Raw genomic sequence first — 18,370 nt, 5'->3', positions numbered from 1 at the left:
ATAATTTTAAGCAAAAATAGGCCATTAAACATTCTCAAACTTTAAAAGAAGGTTAAAAGAGATAAACTGTTATTTTTTTTTACTTTAGTGGTTGTAATTTTACAGGATGAACTATTTACATGCTATTGGAAGTTATTTCTTGATGATCAAGAATGTTTTCTACAAACCCACCAAGTGGTCTATTACTAGAGATCTTATTTTCAAAGAGATTGAAGATCTCATATATGACTCTATGGGTATTGTTATATTTATTTCTTTTTTCATTGGTGGTGTTGTTGCTATACAAACCGCTCTAAATATAGACAACCCTTTAATACCTAGATATTTAGTTGGTTTTGCAACTAGACAATCGGTAATTTTAGAATTTGCTCCTACCTTTACTTCCATAATTATGGCAGGTAAAATGGGCTCATATATTACTTCTAGTATTGGTACCATGCGTGTAACCGAACAAATTGATGCGTTAGAAGTAATGGGTATTAACCCTATAAACTATCTTGTTTTTCCTAAACTAGTAGCTTTAATGTTATTCCCGTTTATGGTGGCAACCAGTATGTTTTTAGGTATTTTAGGAGGATGGGCAGCATCTGTATACGGAGGCTACTCTACTAGTGCCGACTTTATACAAGGAATCACTAGTGATTTTATTCCATTTCATGTAACCTACGCTTTTATAAAATCAATTGTTTTTGCTTTTATTTTAGCTACTATACCTTCATACCACGGATATTTTATGAAAGGTGGAGCACTTGAAGTGGGTAAATCTAGTACTACAGCATTTGTATGGACAAGTATAGCTATTATACTTCTTAATTATTTAGTTACACAACTTCTTTTAGGATAATAAGATATGATTACAGTAGAAAATTTACATAAGTCGTTTGATGATGCACATATTCTAAAAGGAATATCAACTACCTTTGAAAGTGGTAAAACCAACTTAATCATTGGTCAAAGTGGATCTGGTAAAACCGTTTTTCTAAAATCTTTATTAGGGCTGCATACCCCTGATCAGGGCATTATCTCATATAACGACCGACCTTATGACAAAATGAGCGTTGATGAGCGCATAGGATTAAGACAAGAAATGGGGATGGTTTTTCAAGGAAGTGCTCTTTTTGACTCCATGACAGTTGAACAAAATGTTATGTTTCCGTTACGAATGTTTACTTCTCAATCGAAAGAAGAAATGTTAGAGCGTGTAAACTTTGTTCTTAAAAGAGTGAATCTTGTTGATGCTAATAAAAAATTACCTGCGGAAATTTCCGGAGGTATGCAAAAACGTGTTGCTATTGCCAGAGCAATTGTAAATAGACCAAGATACTTGTTCTGTGATGAACCTAACTCTGGACTAGACCCTAAAACAGCTATAGTTATAGATAACTTAATTAGCGAAATTACCACAGAATATGGTATCACTACCGTTATTAACACACACGATATGAATTCGGTAATGGAAATAGGTGAAAAAATTGTATTCTTAAGAAAAGGACTTAAAGAATGGGAAGGTTCTAATAAAGAAATTTTTAAAACAGATAACGAAGCTGTTACCGACTTTGTGTATTCTTCTGAGCTATTTAAAAAAGTTAGACAAATGTATATAGAAGAGCGAAATTAATTCGCTGCTTCTACTTTTATTAAACTATCTTTTAAGCGTAATTTTAGAAAATTCTCAATCTTCTTCAGCTTATCAGAAGCATCTTTTTCTTTTGGCAACTCAACAGAAAACACAGTAAGGGTATCTAATTTTGTAAAGTTATTAGCCACTACATTTGCATAGGTTATTTTAGCCAATTCAGGGTAGTTAATTTTTAACTCTTTAGACACATCTTCAAAAGGTATTTGTTTACCAACTATAGAGCGTGTCTTGGCCAACTCGCTTTTAAGGTATTCTATCTCCTCATCTTTAGTAACTAGCTGTTCCTTATTATATGAGTTTATCTCCTTCATGTAGCTTAACTCTAAACCAGCCCTATCAGCACCGCCTCCTTTAATCTCTAGGGTAGCATTGGTTAATCTAGGATAGGTATTTTTATGTGTTCTCCATGTTTCAATAACCTTATCTGGAATGGTTTCATCACCTCCAAAAACCAATTCTATAGTAGGGCTATCACCATCATTAAATGATATGGTAGAAAACTTATCAATAAAGAAACCCTGATCGTCAAACTTATAGGTTTTTATATGATCATCTATAAACTTAGAAGCCTGATTGGTAAATGCAGCCTCTTGAAAAACATTATAAAACGTATACATGGCAGGCGCCATAACAATTACAGCCACAACAGAAGCCAATTGCATGGTGCGTCTTCTTTTTTTACTGTTAGCATACCTAACCATAGGAAACTTAAGTATCTTAAGCACCAAATAGGTTGCTAGACCAATAAAAATGGTATTAATTATAAATAGATATAATGCTCCTAAAAAATAATCGGGTTGCCATACTGCTAGGCCATACCCTACAGTACATAAAGGCGGCATTAAAGCGGTAGCAATTGCTACCCCAAAAATAACGCTGGCTACAGTACCTTTTTTAGCACGTGCAATAACCAGTGCCATACCGCCAAAAAAGGCAATAAGCACATCTCTAATATCGGGCTTTGTTCTTGCTAAAAGTTCTGAAGAATCTGCTTTTAACGGAAAAAAGGTAAAAAACAAAAAAGCGGTTAATACACTTAGACCTACCATAACTAAAAAATTATTTAAAGATCTTTTAAGTGTATCTACATCATTAATTGCTAAAGAAAGTCCCATACCTAATATAGGCCCCATTAATGGAGAAATTAACATGGCACCAATAACCACTGGGTTAGAATTAGCATTTAATCCAATGGATGCAATAAAGATAGAACATACCAAAATCCAAGCAGTATGACCTTTAAAAGGAATATCTGCTTTTATATCTGATATGGTAGTATCTCTGTCTGTATTTTCACGTATATCCAAAAGGTCTACTAGAAACCCTTTCAAACTACCTAAAAAACCAGACAGTTCTTCTTTTACCTCTTTTGAGGAGGCATTTAAATTATTAGTATCCTCCGGTAAGTTTTCTTCCTTTTTCTCTTCCATGCCCCTAAACCTCTCTAAAAACTTACAATCTATGCCAAATGCTCTCCGAAAGCATCTTTCACGGCACTTCTTACCTTTTTAATATCTTGTTCTTTTCTCTTTGGATAAATAACTAAAACATCATCTTTATCTACAATAATATAATCTGAAAGACCATCTACCACCACAATTTTATCTGGGTTGGTACGTATGATATTATTTTTAGCATCTACTAAAATAGTTTTAGCGTTTACCACAGCATTTTCACTTTCATCTTTATCTAACTTACTGTGTAAAGATCCCCAAGTACCAAGGTCATTCCAATCAAAAGAAACAGGCAATACATACACATTAGGTGCATTTTCTAAAATTGCGTAGTCAATAGAGATATTTTCTGCCTTCGGATAGTTTTCATCAATAAAGTCTTTTTCTTCCTCTGTATTGTAACAACTCATACCCTTTTCAAATAAGGTAGTCATTTCCTCTTGGTATTTAGAAAAAGCTGCTACAATACTCTTAGCACTCCAAATAAAAATACCTGCATTCCATAAATAACTCTTAGTTATTAAAAATTTCTTTGCAGTTTCATAATCTGGTTTTTCAGTAAACTGTGCTACTTTTTTAATGGAAGAATCTCCTTCTTTCTCAAACTTAATATAACCATATCCTGTATTAGGAAACGTTGGTTGAATACCAAGTGTTACAAGTATATCTTCTTTTTCGCAAGCATCAAAACATTCATTAACATTTGCTGTAAACATATCTTCATCTTCAATCCAGTGATCACTAGGGGCTACAATCATCATTGCATCCGGGTTCTCTTTTTGTATTTTCATCGATGCATATAAAATACAAGGCGCTGTATTTCTCATAGCAGGCTCTAATACTACTTGGCGAGCAGTTATTTCTGGTAATTGTTCTAGAACAAGATCATTATATTTTTCATTGGTAAGGATGAATATATTTTCCGCTGGTATTAGTTTGCTTAATCTGCTAAAGGTTTTTTGTATGAGTGTTTCTCCGGTACCTAGCATATCGTGAAACTGTTTTGGAAAATCATTTTTACTTACCGGCCAAAAACGAGATCCTACGCCTCCAGCCATTAAAATTGCATAATAATTCTTATTCATAATTTGAAGTTAGATGTTTCTTATATTCTTAATGTTTGTTATAAAAGCTCGACTTCAGCATGGGGCTGAAAAAGGTAAATTTTGCCTGTAGCCTCTTCTAGGCACTCATATCGCTTTACTCTTTTATTACCTTTTTTAAAAATTTTTCCGTTATATATCCTAAATCTACTACCAAACGGTACTTCAAATATATAATTTTTATCAGTCTTTTTATCGTAATAATGTAAAGCTAATGATAATTTAGCATCTGTATCACTACTTGCGGTAGGATTTTTAAAATGATTTGCTACTACAGGAAGTATTCTAGAGGGAAATATCGCCGGATGTATAAAAGGCAACATTAAATCTCTAAAAGTTTGTTTCCACTCTCTTCCGTGAGGCTTAATATACTGCCCGTACTTTTTAAACGCCACTAAATGAGCTATTTCATGTATCAGCGTTATTAGAAACTTATACTCATTCAGGCTTGAGTTGATTGTTATTTGGTGTGTACCGTCTGGATTCCTTCTATAGTCGCCATGACGGGTAGCCCTTTCATCTACAATTTTAAGATGCACATTATTTAACCTTATCAACTCAAAACAAGGTATCACTGCACTTTTTGGTAAATATTTTTCTAAAACTGTACTCATTAACTCTTATGGCGTTGAGTTGGAAACTTGTAACACTTTTCCGTTATAAATTTTTGCTCCGGTTAGAGCAAACGTTTTTATATATGATGCCATATCATATGCACTTACAGATGCCTCATAACCAGGAAAGGCCTCCTGTAACATTTCCGTCTGCACAGCACCCAAGGCTAACACATTAAACGCAGGACCAGTTTCTTTATATTCTTCTGCCAATAGCTCTGATAACGTAATAACTGCTCCTTTACTAGAAGAATACGCCGCTAACCCGGCAAATTTCATACTTCCTTGTATACCCCCCATTGAACTTATGGTAACTACATGGCCATCTGCTCCCATAAATGGTATTAAGGCTTGAATCATTTTTGATACTCCAAAAACATTTACATTATACACATCATAAAAATCCTTTTTAGTAAGCTCACTAAAAGGCTTATTTATTAACAAACCGGCATTATTTACAAGTACATCTACCTTACCTGCCCATTCGTTCTTTATATAGTCTACTAGACCTTTGTAATGAGATTCTTCTGTTACATCAAAAGCTAAAAATTCTATCCCATCACACGATAGTTCTTTCAGTGGTTCTATATTTCTAGAAAGCGCCAACACTTTGCAAGGCTCATTAGCTAGTATTTGTACCAATTCAAAACCAATACCTCTACTAGCACCGGTTACAATAACATGCTTCATTTATTATAATTTAATCAAAAACTCTTTTGTATTAGCCAACTTATCTAAAACAGGTATAAATGCGTTAATAACATTAGTCATATGCCCAAAGTCCATCTCACTAACCTCATCGGCTACATCATGGTAATACTCGTAATTTGTAAAATCGAACGTACAAATGGTATGCGCAGGTACATTTAATAATGAGTAAAAATAAAAGTTATCAGACCTTTTAAATAAGCCATACTTTTCTGCCTCTGGTAAAAAACCAGCCAAATTGGTTCCTGCTTCTTCATTTATTACAGTAGCAGCATTAGACATATCATACCCCGTCAGATAGGTAATATAATCCTTTTTCATTGGCACACCAATCATTTCAAAGTTAAGCATAGCCACTACATTCAAATTCTCATCTTTAAACTTCTCTGCCAAATGCTCAGAACCTAACAGTCCTTTCTCTTCCGCAGAAAATAATACAAATAGTAAACTACGCTTATTAGATTTATGTTTTCCAAAATATTTGGCAAATTCTAATACAGCCGTTGTTCCAGATGCATTATCATTAGCTCCGTTAGCAATTTCATCACCATTCTTTGCGTCTTGAAAACCTATATGGTCGTAATGCGCACCAATTACAATGTATTCTTCTTTCAACTTTTCATCGGTCCCAGGTACTACACCAACTATATTATAAGCCAACTCCTTTAAATTACCTAACGTATCTTTATAAGATGTAAAATACGGTTTAACACCGTGTTTTTTAAAACACTTCTCTATATACGAAGCTGCCTTGGCAATACCTTCGGTTCCCACATCTCTACCTTGCAAATCATCTGAAGCTAAAAATTTCATATGGTTTTCCACGGTCTTCACAGTGGTTTGACCGAACATTGAAACCTGAAGAAAACAGGCTACAACAAAAACAAATAATCTTTTCATCAATCTTTTTTTCTTAAATATAAAAAAAGCATCCAAATACTGGATGCTTTCTATATATTCTAATAAATCTTTAACGTTATTACGCTAACATTGTTACCGGATTTTCTATGTAAGCCTTTAAAGTTTGTAAAAACTGAGCTCCCGTAGCACCATCAACAGTACGGTGATCACAAGCTAAAGTAACTTTCATAGTATTACCTACTACAATCTCTCCATTTTTAACTACTGGTTTCTGAACAATAGCACCAACAGATAAAATTGCAGAGTTAGGTTGGTTAATAATAGAAGTAAACTCTTCTATACCAAACATACCTAAGTTAGATACAGTAAACGTACTACCATCCATTTCAGCTGGCGTAAGTTTTTTGTTTCTAGCTTTTCCTGCTAATTCTTTTACTTTACCTCCAATTTGAGTTAAACTCATTTCGTTTGTAAACTTAAGTACAGGAACAACTAAACCATCTTCTACCGCTACTGCAACTCCAACATGCACGTGTTGGTTGTATTGTGTAACATCACCTTTCCATGAAGTATTTATTTGTGGGTGCTTTTTAAGTGCCATAGCACAAGCTTTCACAACCATATCATTGAAAGATACTTTGGTATCTGGCAAGCTATTTATTTGTGCACGAGAAGCCATTGCTTGCTCCATATCTAACTCTACCGTTAAATAATAGTGAGGCGCAGTAAATTTAGATTCACCAAGACGCTTCGCAATAGTTTTTCTCATTTGAGAATTCTTAACCTCTTCTACACGCTCTTCACCAGCAGGTACAAATGGCATTGCAGCCGGTGCAGCAGCAGGAGCATCAGCTTTTGGAGCCGCAGGGGCAGCCGCAGCAGCAGGTGCTTTATAATTCTCAATATCTCTTCTTATAATTCTTCCTTGATCTCCAGAACCTTTAACAGTTGCAAGATCAATTCCTTTTTCTTCTGCCAATTTCTTAGCTAACGGAGAAACAAAGATTCTACCACCATCAGCAGCAGCCGGAGTTTCAGCAGGTGCAGCAGCAGCAGCTTCTTTTTTAGTTTCTTCAGATGCAGCTTCTTTCTTAGCAGCAGGTGCAGCAGTAGCACCACCTTTAGCAGCAGCAACAGCTTGCTCTTTATCAGTACCTTCAGGCCCAATAATTGCTAATAAAGAATCTACAGGTGCAGAACCACCTTCTTCTATACCAACATAAAGCAACACACCAGAATAGAAAGATTCAAACTCCATTGTAGCTTTATCCGTTTCTATTTCAGCAAGAATATCACCTTCTTCTACTTTATCTCCTTCTTTTTTCAACCAAGTAGCAACAGTACCCTCAGTCATTGTATCACTCAACCTAGGCATCGTAACCACTTCAACACCAGCAGGCATTTCTGCTCCACCTTCAGTTGCAGGAGCCGCCTCCTCAGTTGATTTTTCTTCAGCAGCAGGAGCCTCTTCTTTCGCTTCAGAAGCACCACCGTTTAACAAAGCAGAAATATCTTCTCCTTCTTCTCCAATAATTGCTAATAAAGTATCTACCGGAGAGGTCTCACCTTCTTGTACACCAATATGCAATAAAGTACCTGAGTTAAACGACTCAAATTCCATAGTTGCTTTATCAGTTTCAATTTCAGCAAGGATATCTCCTTCTTCAATTTTATCTCCAACTTTTTTTAGCCATGTTGCAACGGTACCTTCTTCCATGGTATCGCTCAAACGAGGCATATTTATAATTTCTGCCATTTTTAATTATAATTTATGAGGTAAAAAAGGATAATTTTCTTGGTCATATACTACATCGTACATGATGTTTTTCTCTGGGAACGGAGATTCTTCAGCAAATTGTTCACACTCTTTTACTAAATCTTTCACACGCTTATCCATAGCCTTAATTTCCTCTTCTGTTGCGTAATTATTTTCTTTAATTACATCTAACACTTGAGTAATAGGATCTATTTTCTTGTATTCTTCAACCTCGTCTTTAGTTCTATAATGCTGAGCATCTGACATAGAGTGACCTCTATATCTATATGTTTTCATTTCTAAGAAAGTTGGTCCTTCTCCACTTCTAGCTCTTTCTACTGCTTCGCTAATAGCTTCAGCAACTTTCACTGGATTCATACCATCTACAGGTCCACAAGGCATTTCATACCCTAACCCTAATTTCCAAATTTCTTGGTGGTTTGCAGTTCTTTCTACAGAAGTACCCATAGCATATCCGTTGTTTTCACAAATAAATACTACTGGTAACTTCCAGTTCATTGCCATGTTAAAAGTCTCATGTAATGAACCCTGACGAACAGCACCATCACCCATATAACATAAAGTAACACCTCCGGTTTCAAAATACTTATCTCCAAAAGCCAAACCAGCTCCTAACGGAATTTGACCACCTACAATACCGTGACCTCCGTAAAAGTTATGCTCTTTAGAAAAAATGTGCATTGATCCTCCCAAACCATGAGAAGTACCTGTTGCTTTTCCATAAAGCTCTGCCATTACTTTACGCGGGTCTACACCCATACCAATTGGCTGAACGTGATTCCTGTACGCTGTAATCAATTTATCTTTAGAAGGGTCTATAGCATGTAAGGTACCTGCAAGTACCGCTTCTTGCCCATTATACAAATGGAGAAATCCTCTAACTTTTTGTTGAATATATACAGCAGCAAGTTTGTCTTCAAACTTTCTCCAGAAAAGCATGTCTTCGTACCATTTAAGGTAAACTTCCTTGGTTACTTTTTTCATGTGTTACTAATAATTTCTATGAATAGATAAACTTTCAATTTTTAAAAGATCATTCAGGTTGTTAATTCATACAAATAACGACTATTTAATGAACCCTTAAAAACGTTCGGTCACAAAATTACTATTTTACTTTTTAAGAAGAAAAAAGAAAACCTAGTTTTATAGAAGATTTTACAAGAAAATTTAAAAGCGAAAGAAAACTAACAATTAAAGCATACTACCATCAAAAATTAAAGGCAATAAATCTTTTAAAGAATTGGTTTTATACACCGCTCCTTTTTCACCCATAAAATAAAGTGCTATAGGCTTTTCTTGTTTTATTTCATATTCAGCTATTGCCTGACGGCAGGCACCACAAGGAGGTACCGGAGTAGTTACAGGCTTATCTAAAGAAGTAGCAGATATAGCCATCATTTCAACCGTTTCACCCGGATAATGAGCTCCCGCATAAAACACCGCTACACGTTCTGCACATAAACCAGAAGGATAGGCTGCATTTTCTTGATTATTACCAGAAACAGCCTCCCCATTTGCAAGCATTAAAGCCGCTCCTACCTGAAATTTCGAGTAAGGAGCGTATGCTTTTTTTCTTGCCTCTACAGCTTTCTCCATCAACTCCTGAACATTTTTAGGAAGCTCCTGAACTGAATCGTAAACCTGTATAGTTGAATTTATTTGAATTTCTTTCATTTTATTCTAATACTCGTCGTACTCTTCTCCAAAGTTTAATGTTAAAGAAAAACGCAATGTATTTTCTAATGGGTTTCTAACTTTAGATGCAGAGAATAAATAGGATAAATCTACTTTAATTACGTTATACGTAAAACCAGCTCCAAGTGTAAAGAACTTTCTAGACCCTTTATCTTCAGCCTCACTAAAGTAACCAGCACGCACCGCAAACGAGTCCATATACCAGTACTCAGCCCCTAAAGCCCAAGTTAACTCTCTTAACTCTTCTGAAAATCCTCCTGGAGCATCATAAAAAGATTGGAACATACCAGACACAAAACTCACATTATCATCCATTCCTGAAATAATAACATCATCATTTACTACATCTCCTAAATCATCGGTATTTTCATCATATACTCCATTATCATTATTATCAACATATTCTCTTTCAACACCTCTAATTGGTGGTGTTGGCACTAATAACTTGTTTACCTCACCCGCAACAGATAGTTTAGAGTAAGCATCAAATATAAAATCAAAACCAGCTCCTAATCTTAAATTGGTAGGTAAAAAACTATCATATTCATCTCCTAAACTTTCGTCATAACTAATTGGAGGTCCAATATTAGTTACCGCAAAACCAGCTCTCCATCTACCATCAAAATTATCATATGCTATTTCTTCTGTTTGGTAATACCCAGAAACATCTACTGCAAAACTACTAGCTGCTTTAGCATCTACCCCTTCAGAAGGAATTTTTAAATTAGAACTTAAAAACCTACCCGTAACCCCCATAGAGTATCTTTCGGTAAGTCTTAAAATATAAGATGCGTCAATCGCCAACTCATTTGGTCTTTCAATACCTTGCGAAACAATATCGTTACCTACCTGTTCAGTAAACTCAATATCCCCTAAACTAAAATACTTAAGCCCAAACGCCCAAGCACTGTTTTCAGAAAATCTATTATAGAAAGTCAAATTCATTAAGGCAATATCATTTACCAACTGACTTAAATATGGTGTATAACTAACACCTACCCCCATTTGTTTTTCTATAAAGGTATACTTTGAAGGGTTCCATTGTTGCGAATAAGCATCAGGTGAAGTTGCTACCCCTTGCTCTCCCATACCACCAGCACGTGCATCAGAAGCAATCATTAAAAAAGGAACTCCTGTTGTAATTACACGAGTATCATATGTATTCGGTATCAGCGTCGTAGGATTCTGAGAAAAGGATTTAAAAGCGATTAAACCCAAAAAGGTAAAAAATAGTACTTTTTTCATTTAAGTCTAGAAATTTCAACAAATATAACTCTTAATTACAGTATGACAAGTTTTTCAAACTTTTCTGCCACTTTGTTAGATAACGTAGATTTTACCGTTATCTTATACACATACACACCTTTTCCTATTTTATTACCAAAATCATCTCTTCCATCCCAGGTAATATCTCTTGATAAATACCCTTCCGTTGTAATAGTTTGATTGTGTGTCCATACCAACTTACCCGATACTGTAAACACCTGCACTTGCACATCTAAAGGTTCGTATGGTTTATTATGCTGAAACCAAAACTCGGTATAACTAACAAACGGGTTCGGGTAATTCAACACTTTTTCTAATTTCATTTCTTCATCATCTACTACCAAAAACTGTATTTCAGCAATTGATGAATTATTATAGGTATCCCAAGCTTTAAAACTAAGCGTATGCAATCCTGGCTCTAAATCACTGAACGGAAATGTTACCACCCCATCTGTATACACATCCAACTCGGTTTCATAATAATCATTCAACACATACGGATTGGATTCATCTCCATCTAATATAGCCACAATATCATGCCCAATACCGCTAGAGGTATTAATACCATTCTCATCCGTTAAATACGCCAATAAAATAGGAGACTGATTTGTCATACCCCCATATAAAAAATTCTGATCGTTCATATATAAAGTAATCTCCGGACCATCATTATCCTCTGGAGCATTCTCATTTAAACCTCCTATTAAAATATCTGTATTATACCCAGTTTTATCACCAGTATATTCATCATCTATAGTGTAAAAGCTTATTCTACCATTATCTACAGGAATTAAAGCATCCCTAGGCACCACAAACTCAAAATCAAACTCACCATTAACAACAGTAGCTTTTCCTCTAAACAACACCTCTCCCAGCACTTTAAAATCCATTTTATACACTTCCCCAGAAGCAGTATCTACCACTACACCATCATTACCCAAAGTTTGTCTTTCAATATCTTTATCATACACAGTAACAAACACATTACCACTATAAGAACTAAGCAATACCCCATTTTCATTAGTCACATTACCTCTTAGCGTTACTGTACTTAATGCCTCCAAAACCTCGTCCGCTTGAGCAACAGGCACCCCATTTACATGTGTTAAATTCACCTGCGGCTCAGGAATGGCTAATTTCAGCGCAGGGTCTCCTATATAAGAAACCACTCTTTTCTGGATAGATGTTCCAAACATAGGATCGTTCTTTGCTAAACGAAGCGCTTCACCTATAGAAACATAATCTGTAGTTCCGTAACCATATAAATACTCAGCAATAATATCATTATAAATACCACCATTAATAGCATAGATTTCGCGAGTAGTTGTAATTAGAGATATAGCACCTCCATTAGCATTCCAATACAAATATTCTCCTGCCGTATCTTGAGAAGGGTTATCAAAACGAGAAAAATCACAAGTTACCGTTATAAATAAAGGATACCTATACTCATTATCTAACTGCTGCACATCAGCAGTTTGAAAAATACGCTCACTAGAAAGCCCCTCTTCTCCTCCATGCCCAAAGTAGCTTATTACCAATGCTCCTAGTTTTATTTTATCAAGCAAATCACTTTTTGCATCAGGGTAACGCTCACCCCCCGATGTTGTTTGTTGCACATAAGAATCGGTATGCACTTTCTCTATATTAAAGAAAGGTTTATTAACCTCAATCTCATCTCCAAGCGCATCTTGCAACTCTTCAATTTGATACTCCCAACTTAAATCTACATCATCTGAAACCAATAAAATATTATTGCGCCACCTACCATAAGATTCGTTATCTACATAATTTATAATTTTGTCAACCACTTCAGATGCCTGCTGAACATCATCTACTACAATTCTACCAACAGCAATATCTAATAAATCATTAGTATCCATAGCCCCATCATCAGCATCCATCATCCCATAAAAATCATCGGTAGATATAGAAGTGGTTAAACTAAAACTGTAGTATGAATGAAATAAGGGTGCAAAATTGGTATTACCACTAGTTATATTCTTATAATCATAAGACCCATCACCAAACATACATATATATTGTAACTGCTCAGCAGCCGATGGTGCATTATCATACACATACTTTATAAAGTTACGTATAGCTACTATATCTTGATTTCCGGTACTAAACTCATCATACACCTCTTGAAAAGTAACCACCTTCGTATTTAACCCAGAATAGGAACGATGAAAATTAGCCAACCTTTCTGCCTGACTTCTAAAAATATCTGGCGTAAAAATAATATAGTCTACTCCTGCAAAATTTCCAACTTCATCTGTAAATATGGTTCCTTTTAAATTCTGATTGGTCACATTTCTATCAGAAGAATTAATAGAAGGAGATTTATACCCCAAAGCATCTACCACTACATATTCTCTAGCCTCTCCTAAATTTACTTTAAAACTATACACATCATCCTGCCCAACATTTTGATAAGCTGACACATTATACATATCGGTAACATCCCAAACCTGTCGCACATTAGAAGCATTACTAATCACATATTCTCCAACTCCCGTCATGGTGGCCGCATCATTATAAGTAAACGAAAACTGCTCTCCTCTACCCGATAACATACGCTTAGACTCCACCGTTATATAATCAAGAAAACCTAAAGAAGAAGGCACCTGATTACTATTATAATTAAGCGTTACTGTAACCTCTTCAGAACTTACATTTACCTCTCCGTAGCGCAACCCTCTAGTGAAAGGCACTCCTGGAACATTAGAATCTTCTGTTGCATACAAACCACCCTCTTCATCAATAGGATTAAAAGAAAGTGTAAACAAACTTTGCCCATTTACAGAAGCATCCATACTAGTAACTACCGAAGATGTAGCCGCTGCTTTCACACCTATCCTCACAGGCTCTGTGGTAACCAAATTCTCTAAATCAAACTCAAAAGACTCCTCTGCATCTCCATTAAAAATTTCACCAAACCATCTTCTACCCAAATTCACAATATTATATTCATCCAACTCATGAAATTGGTAATCATCATACATAGTAATAGACTGAGACGCTCCTAAATTCGGCTCAACCCCAACCTGAACTCTTTTACCATTTACCCCTCCGTAGGTTAAATAATAATAAATAATATCATTATAGAGATTATTATTGGTTTGACTATCTTCATTCCATTCATTAGGTCCTGTAGCATAAAACAATATATAATCAGAAGAGTCAAAATTACCATCTTCCTCTCCTCTTACCTGTAAAGGTATCTCAGGCAAATCATAATACTCATTATCCTCATTCAACAATGGCAACATATCTCCACCATAGCCATATATTTTAATAGTTCTAGGATCTACTTCTGATAAATTAACCCCAAGAGAATTTAAAAATTGTCTATTTATTCTAAAAACTCCAGACTCCTCTACATAAAATTTATACCAATTCCCCGTAGCTAATATCGAATTAGAAATTGCCGGCACATCATCTACCTTATACCCATTATTTAAATAAGAATAAGAAACATCAATAGATTTTACTCTACGTATAACACCATTATTATACACAATAGGGTTAAACCTTAAAAAAGTATGCAACTGCTCCCTTGCTTTAGAAGTTTTGAGTGTAGCACCTAAATCCTCTTTTAAAGAAGTAAGTTTTAAATCGTATAAATCACTTACACTAATAGTTTCATATTGCACATTAAAAACTTTTAAAGAAGCTGGATCAACACGTTGATTATCTAACCAATGAAAACCAAATTCTAACACTCCATCTGTAAAATCAGTATATTCATTATCAAAGTAAGGCACTGTAATCTTATTCAGTCTATTCTCAAGAACACGTGGTCCGTCCCAAGTTAAATTGAAATGTTTTTGCTGCCCAAAAGACAAGAAACTATAGAAGAATACTAATATTGTTAGAATTTTTTTCATGAACTAAAAACGACATTTGATTTCAAATCGTATGGCAAATATTAAAATAATTATAAAAATTTGCAGATACAAAATAATAATAATTCAATATAATCGTTAATTGAACTGTTAACTGATAATAGTTTACCGAGTCTACCTTAATTTTTTTTAAAAAAATTGATTATTTACAGTTAATTAGTATATTGCGAACGATTTTTAGATAACCATAATCCGATAACATGAAAATGCAATCAATTAAATTTTTCCTACTTGCTTTAGTTGTAGCTTCATTTGCTGTTAGCTGCAAAAAGTCTTCTTCCAAAGGCGATGTTTCCAGAGGAACCGGATGGAGAATCAATGACAGAGATGGCGGTTTCCAGTATAACACAAGCTATACGGAACAAGAAGCTGCCCCAGGCCTTGTTTTTGTAGAAGGAGGTACCTTCACAATGGGTAAAGTTCAGGACGACGTAATGCACGACTGGAACAACTCACCAAACCAACAGCACGTTCAATCTTTTTATATGGACGAAACTGAGGTTACCAATGTTATGTACCTTGAGTATTTAGATTGGATTAAACGTATGTTCCCACCATCAAACGAAAATTATAAAAACATTTATATCGGTGCGCTACCTGATACTTTAGTATGGAGAAGCCCACTTGGATTTAATGAAAATATGACTAACAACTACCTAAGACACCCATCTTATGCGGAGTACCCAGTAGTTGGTGTTAACTGGATTCAAGCTGTTGAATACGCAAAGTGGAGAACTGACCGTGTAAACGAAGCTGCATTAGTTAACGAAGGTTACATAGATGAAAAAGTAATGTATGCTAGTAATGAAGACGGAAACAATTCTGGTATCTTCAGTACAGAAACTTACTTAAACAATCCTTCTCAAACTTACGGAGGAGCAATTGATACCTTACAAGGTAGAAAACAAAGCAAAAATGATTCTGTACCAGTATTTGCTAAAAAAGAAAGTGGTGCTCTTTTCCCTGAATACAGACTTCCAACTGAAGCTGAATGGGAATACGCTGCTGTAGCATTAAACGGCTTAAGAGAATACAACAATATTAGAGGTAGAAAAAAATACCCTTGGTCTGGTGAGTACACAAGAACTGGTGCTAAAAGAACGAGAGGTGATCAATTAGCTAACTTTAAGCAAGGTAAAGGTGACTACGGTGGAATTGCTGGATGGTCTGATGACCGTGCAGACATCACTAACGAAGTGAAGTCTTACCCTCCTAACGATTTCGGTTTATACGATATGGCTGGTAACGTTGCAGAATGGGTAGCAGATATCTACAGACCTATTGTTGATGATGAAGCTAATGACTTTAACTACTTCCGTGGTAACGTATATATGAAAAACCAAATTGGTGAAGACGGAAAAGTTGTTGTAACAACAGACGCTGACATTCAGTACGACACTTTACCACAAGGTCAAATTATTGCGAGAACTTTACCTGGTGAAATTGCTAAAGAAGAAGTTGGTCTTGAGCAAACTTACTTAAGAACAAACTATTCTAAAGCTGACAACAGAAACTATAGAGACGGTGACCCACAATCTACAAGATTCTTTGACAGATTTAATGAAGAAGATCCATCTTCTCAAACTGCATTTGAAATGTACAACTCTCCAAAAGGAACTGTAACTTCAGATTCTTTAGGTGAACTTAACAGACAGTACGACAAGTCTAACAGCAGAACTACTTTAATTGACAACCAAGCGAGAGTTTACAAAGGTGGTTCTTGGAAAGACAGAGCTTACTGGTTAGACCCAGCTCAACGTAGATACTACCCAGAATACATGGCAACAAATTATATCGGATTTAGATGTGCTATGTCTAAAGTAGGTGCTAAATCTACAAACGGTGGTAAAAAGACAAGAGAATAATTTTTCTTAAATAATATCTTTAAAAAAGCTCTGAAATATTTCAGAGCTTTTTTATTTTTAACCACTCACACTTTAAAACAAGAACACATGGACATTGCGGAATTATATAAAATCTTCTCTTTAGCAGAAGGTATCTCTACAGACACCAGAAAAATAACTCCCAACTGCCTGTTCTTTGCCTTAAAAGGTGAAAACTTCAATGGAAATAAATATGCTAGCACCGCGCTAGCAAACGGAGCCATAGCCGCCGTTATTGATGAAGATGAATACCATACCGAAGGCACTATTTTAGTTAAAGACGTACTTACCACACTACAAAAACTAGCTAATTACCACCGTAAACAATTAAACACAACAATCATATCATTAACCGGTAGTAACGGCAAAACCACCACCAAAGAACTAATAAAATCTGCACTTGCCACTACCTACAAAACCGTAGCTACCCAAGGAAACCTTAACAACCATATTGGAGTTCCACTAACATTACTTTCTATCACAAAAGATACCGAGTTTGCAGTGGTAGAGATGGGAGCCAATCATTTAAAAGAAATTGAATTATTATGCACTATAGCAGAACCTGATTTTGGATACATTACCAATTTTGGTAAAGCACACCTGGAAGGTTTTGGTAGCTTAGAAGGAGTTGTAAAAGGAAAGAGTGAACTATATCATTTTTTGATGAATCATAATCGCCCTATATTTTACAATGCAGACGATGCTAAACAATCAGAAATACTAAAAGACTACCCTAACAAATACAGTTATAGTTTTGAAAACGGCAATAGCAACATAACGCTGAGTAAAACATCTAATACCAGTGCTGCATCAGTTACTATAAACAATATTGAAATCACATCTAATCTTACTGGCACATACAACCTACCAAATATTGCTGCCGCAATATTGATAGCATCACATTTTAAAATAGACATAGCTACCATAAAAAAAGGTATCGAAGACTACACCCCAACCAACAACCGATCTCAAATACTTAAAACCGCAACTAACACACTTATTTTAGATGCTTATAATGCTAACCCTACCAGCATGACAGCCGCTTTAGAAAACCTAAAAAACTTAGAAGCTAACCATACAATGGTTATTTTAGGAGACATGTTTGAACTAGGTAAAGACAGCAGTTTTGAACATCAAAACATCATCAACTTAACTAAAGAACTCAACTTCACTAAAGTTATTACGCTAGGAGAACATTTCTACAACACCAACTCTTCTCACCTAAAATTCACAAGTTACGATGAATTAAAAAGCTATCTAAAAAATCTAGATATTCATAATTACACCATTTTAATAAAAGGATCTAGAGGTATGCAAATGGAACGCTTATTAGAAATACTCCAATAATCTGTTAATATAACTACTATAAAAAACAAATAACACCAACCTAAAAACACCTAAACGCTTTTATTTTTTAACTTCAAAACATCAGGAGATAATTCTCACTATACCTTACATT

At 35.1% G+C, this 18,370-nt stretch carries 14 protein-coding genes; 4 read left to right on the top strand and 10 right to left on the bottom strand.

What is annotated here, in order from left to right; genetic code table 11:
- Positions 1 to 106 precede the first annotated feature (106 nt).
- Positions 107 to 844 carry an MlaE family ABC transporter permease gene (locus Y10_RS05825; protein WP_281764424.1) on the top strand — a complete coding sequence of 246 codons (738 nt, stop codon included), beginning with the start codon at positions 107 to 109 and terminating at the stop codon, positions 842 to 844.
- A 6-nt stretch (positions 845 to 850) separates the two neighbouring features.
- Positions 851 to 1,618: an ABC transporter ATP-binding protein gene (locus Y10_RS05820; protein WP_281764423.1), complete on the top strand. Its 768-nt coding sequence runs from the start codon at positions 851 to 853 to the stop codon at positions 1,616 to 1,618.
- Here the strand turns inward: Y10_RS05820 and Y10_RS05815 are convergent.
- From Y10_RS05815 to porU, 10 genes are all read right to left on the bottom strand, one after another.
- Positions 1,615 to 3,069, bottom strand: a complete 1,455-nt coding sequence (locus tag Y10_RS05815; protein ID WP_281764422.1) for a DUF389 domain-containing protein — start codon at positions 3,067 to 3,069, stop codon at positions 1,615 to 1,617. The two genes, Y10_RS05820 and Y10_RS05815, sit on opposite strands and share 4 nt — an antisense overlap.
- A 29-nt stretch (positions 3,070 to 3,098) precedes the next feature.
- Positions 3,099 to 4,178: a mannose-1-phosphate guanylyltransferase gene (locus Y10_RS05810; RefSeq protein WP_281764421.1), complete on the bottom strand. Its 1,080-nt coding sequence runs from the start codon at positions 4,176 to 4,178 to the stop codon at positions 3,099 to 3,101.
- Positions 4,179 to 4,216: 38 nt separating this feature from the next.
- Complete coding sequence (locus tag Y10_RS05805; protein ID WP_281764420.1) at positions 4,217 to 4,810, bottom strand: SprT-like domain-containing protein; 594 nt, start codon at positions 4,808 to 4,810, stop codon at positions 4,217 to 4,219.
- 6 nt (positions 4,811 to 4,816) lie between these two features.
- Positions 4,817 to 5,500 (bottom strand): SDR family oxidoreductase, encoded by a 684-nt coding sequence (locus tag Y10_RS05800; RefSeq protein WP_281764419.1) that lies wholly within the window; start codon positions 5,498 to 5,500, stop codon positions 4,817 to 4,819.
- A gap of 3 nt (positions 5,501 to 5,503) precedes the next feature.
- Positions 5,504 to 6,418: a M28 family peptidase gene (locus Y10_RS05795; RefSeq protein ID WP_281764418.1), complete on the bottom strand. Its 915-nt coding sequence runs from the start codon at positions 6,416 to 6,418 to the stop codon at positions 5,504 to 5,506.
- Between the two features lie 79 nt (positions 6,419 to 6,497).
- The gene (locus tag Y10_RS05790; RefSeq protein ID WP_281764417.1) at positions 6,498 to 8,135 is read right to left on the bottom strand and encodes a pyruvate dehydrogenase complex dihydrolipoamide acetyltransferase; all 1,638 of its coding nucleotides are present in this window, start codon (positions 8,133 to 8,135) and stop codon (positions 6,498 to 6,500) included.
- A 6-nt stretch (positions 8,136 to 8,141) separates the two neighbouring features.
- The gene (pdhA, locus tag Y10_RS05785) at positions 8,142 to 9,140 is read right to left on the bottom strand and encodes a pyruvate dehydrogenase (acetyl-transferring) E1 component subunit alpha (RefSeq protein WP_281764416.1); all 999 of its coding nucleotides are present in this window, start codon (positions 9,138 to 9,140) and stop codon (positions 8,142 to 8,144) included.
- Positions 9,141 to 9,347: 207 nt separating this feature from the next.
- Positions 9,348 to 9,830 carry a cytidine deaminase gene (gene cdd / locus Y10_RS05780; protein WP_281764415.1) on the bottom strand — a complete coding sequence of 161 codons (483 nt, stop codon included), beginning with the start codon at positions 9,828 to 9,830 and terminating at the stop codon, positions 9,348 to 9,350.
- A 6-nt stretch (positions 9,831 to 9,836) separates the two neighbouring features.
- Entirely contained in the window at positions 9,837 to 11,096 is a 1,260-nt protein-coding gene (gene porV, locus Y10_RS05775) for a type IX secretion system outer membrane channel protein PorV (RefSeq protein ID WP_281764414.1), read from the bottom strand.
- A 35-nt stretch (positions 11,097 to 11,131) separates the two neighbouring features.
- Positions 11,132 to 15,010 carry a type IX secretion system sortase PorU gene (porU, locus tag Y10_RS05770; RefSeq protein WP_281764413.1) on the bottom strand — a complete coding sequence of 1,293 codons (3,879 nt, stop codon included), beginning with the start codon at positions 15,008 to 15,010 and terminating at the stop codon, positions 11,132 to 11,134.
- A gap of 218 nt (positions 15,011 to 15,228) precedes the next feature.
- Here porU and gldJ point away from each other — a divergent pair, with 218 nt between their 5' ends.
- On the top strand, positions 15,229 to 16,893 hold the full coding sequence (gldJ, locus tag Y10_RS05765; RefSeq protein ID WP_281764412.1) for a gliding motility lipoprotein GldJ: 1,665 nt from the start codon (positions 15,229 to 15,231) through the stop codon (positions 16,891 to 16,893).
- An 87-nt stretch (positions 16,894 to 16,980) separates the two neighbouring features.
- Positions 16,981 to 18,258, top strand: a complete 1,278-nt coding sequence (locus Y10_RS05760) for a UDP-N-acetylmuramoyl-tripeptide--D-alanyl-D-alanine ligase (RefSeq protein ID WP_281764411.1) — start codon at positions 16,981 to 16,983, stop codon at positions 18,256 to 18,258.
- Positions 18,259 to 18,370: the final 112 nt, after the last annotated feature.

The organism is Neptunitalea lumnitzerae, assembly GCF_027924185.1.
In the GTDB taxonomy this organism is placed as follows: domain Bacteria; phylum Bacteroidota; class Bacteroidia; order Flavobacteriales; family Flavobacteriaceae; genus Neptunitalea; species Neptunitalea lumnitzerae.
The sequence above is the reverse complement of the archived record's forward strand: the minus strand, read 5'-3'. Positions and strand labels throughout refer to the sequence as shown.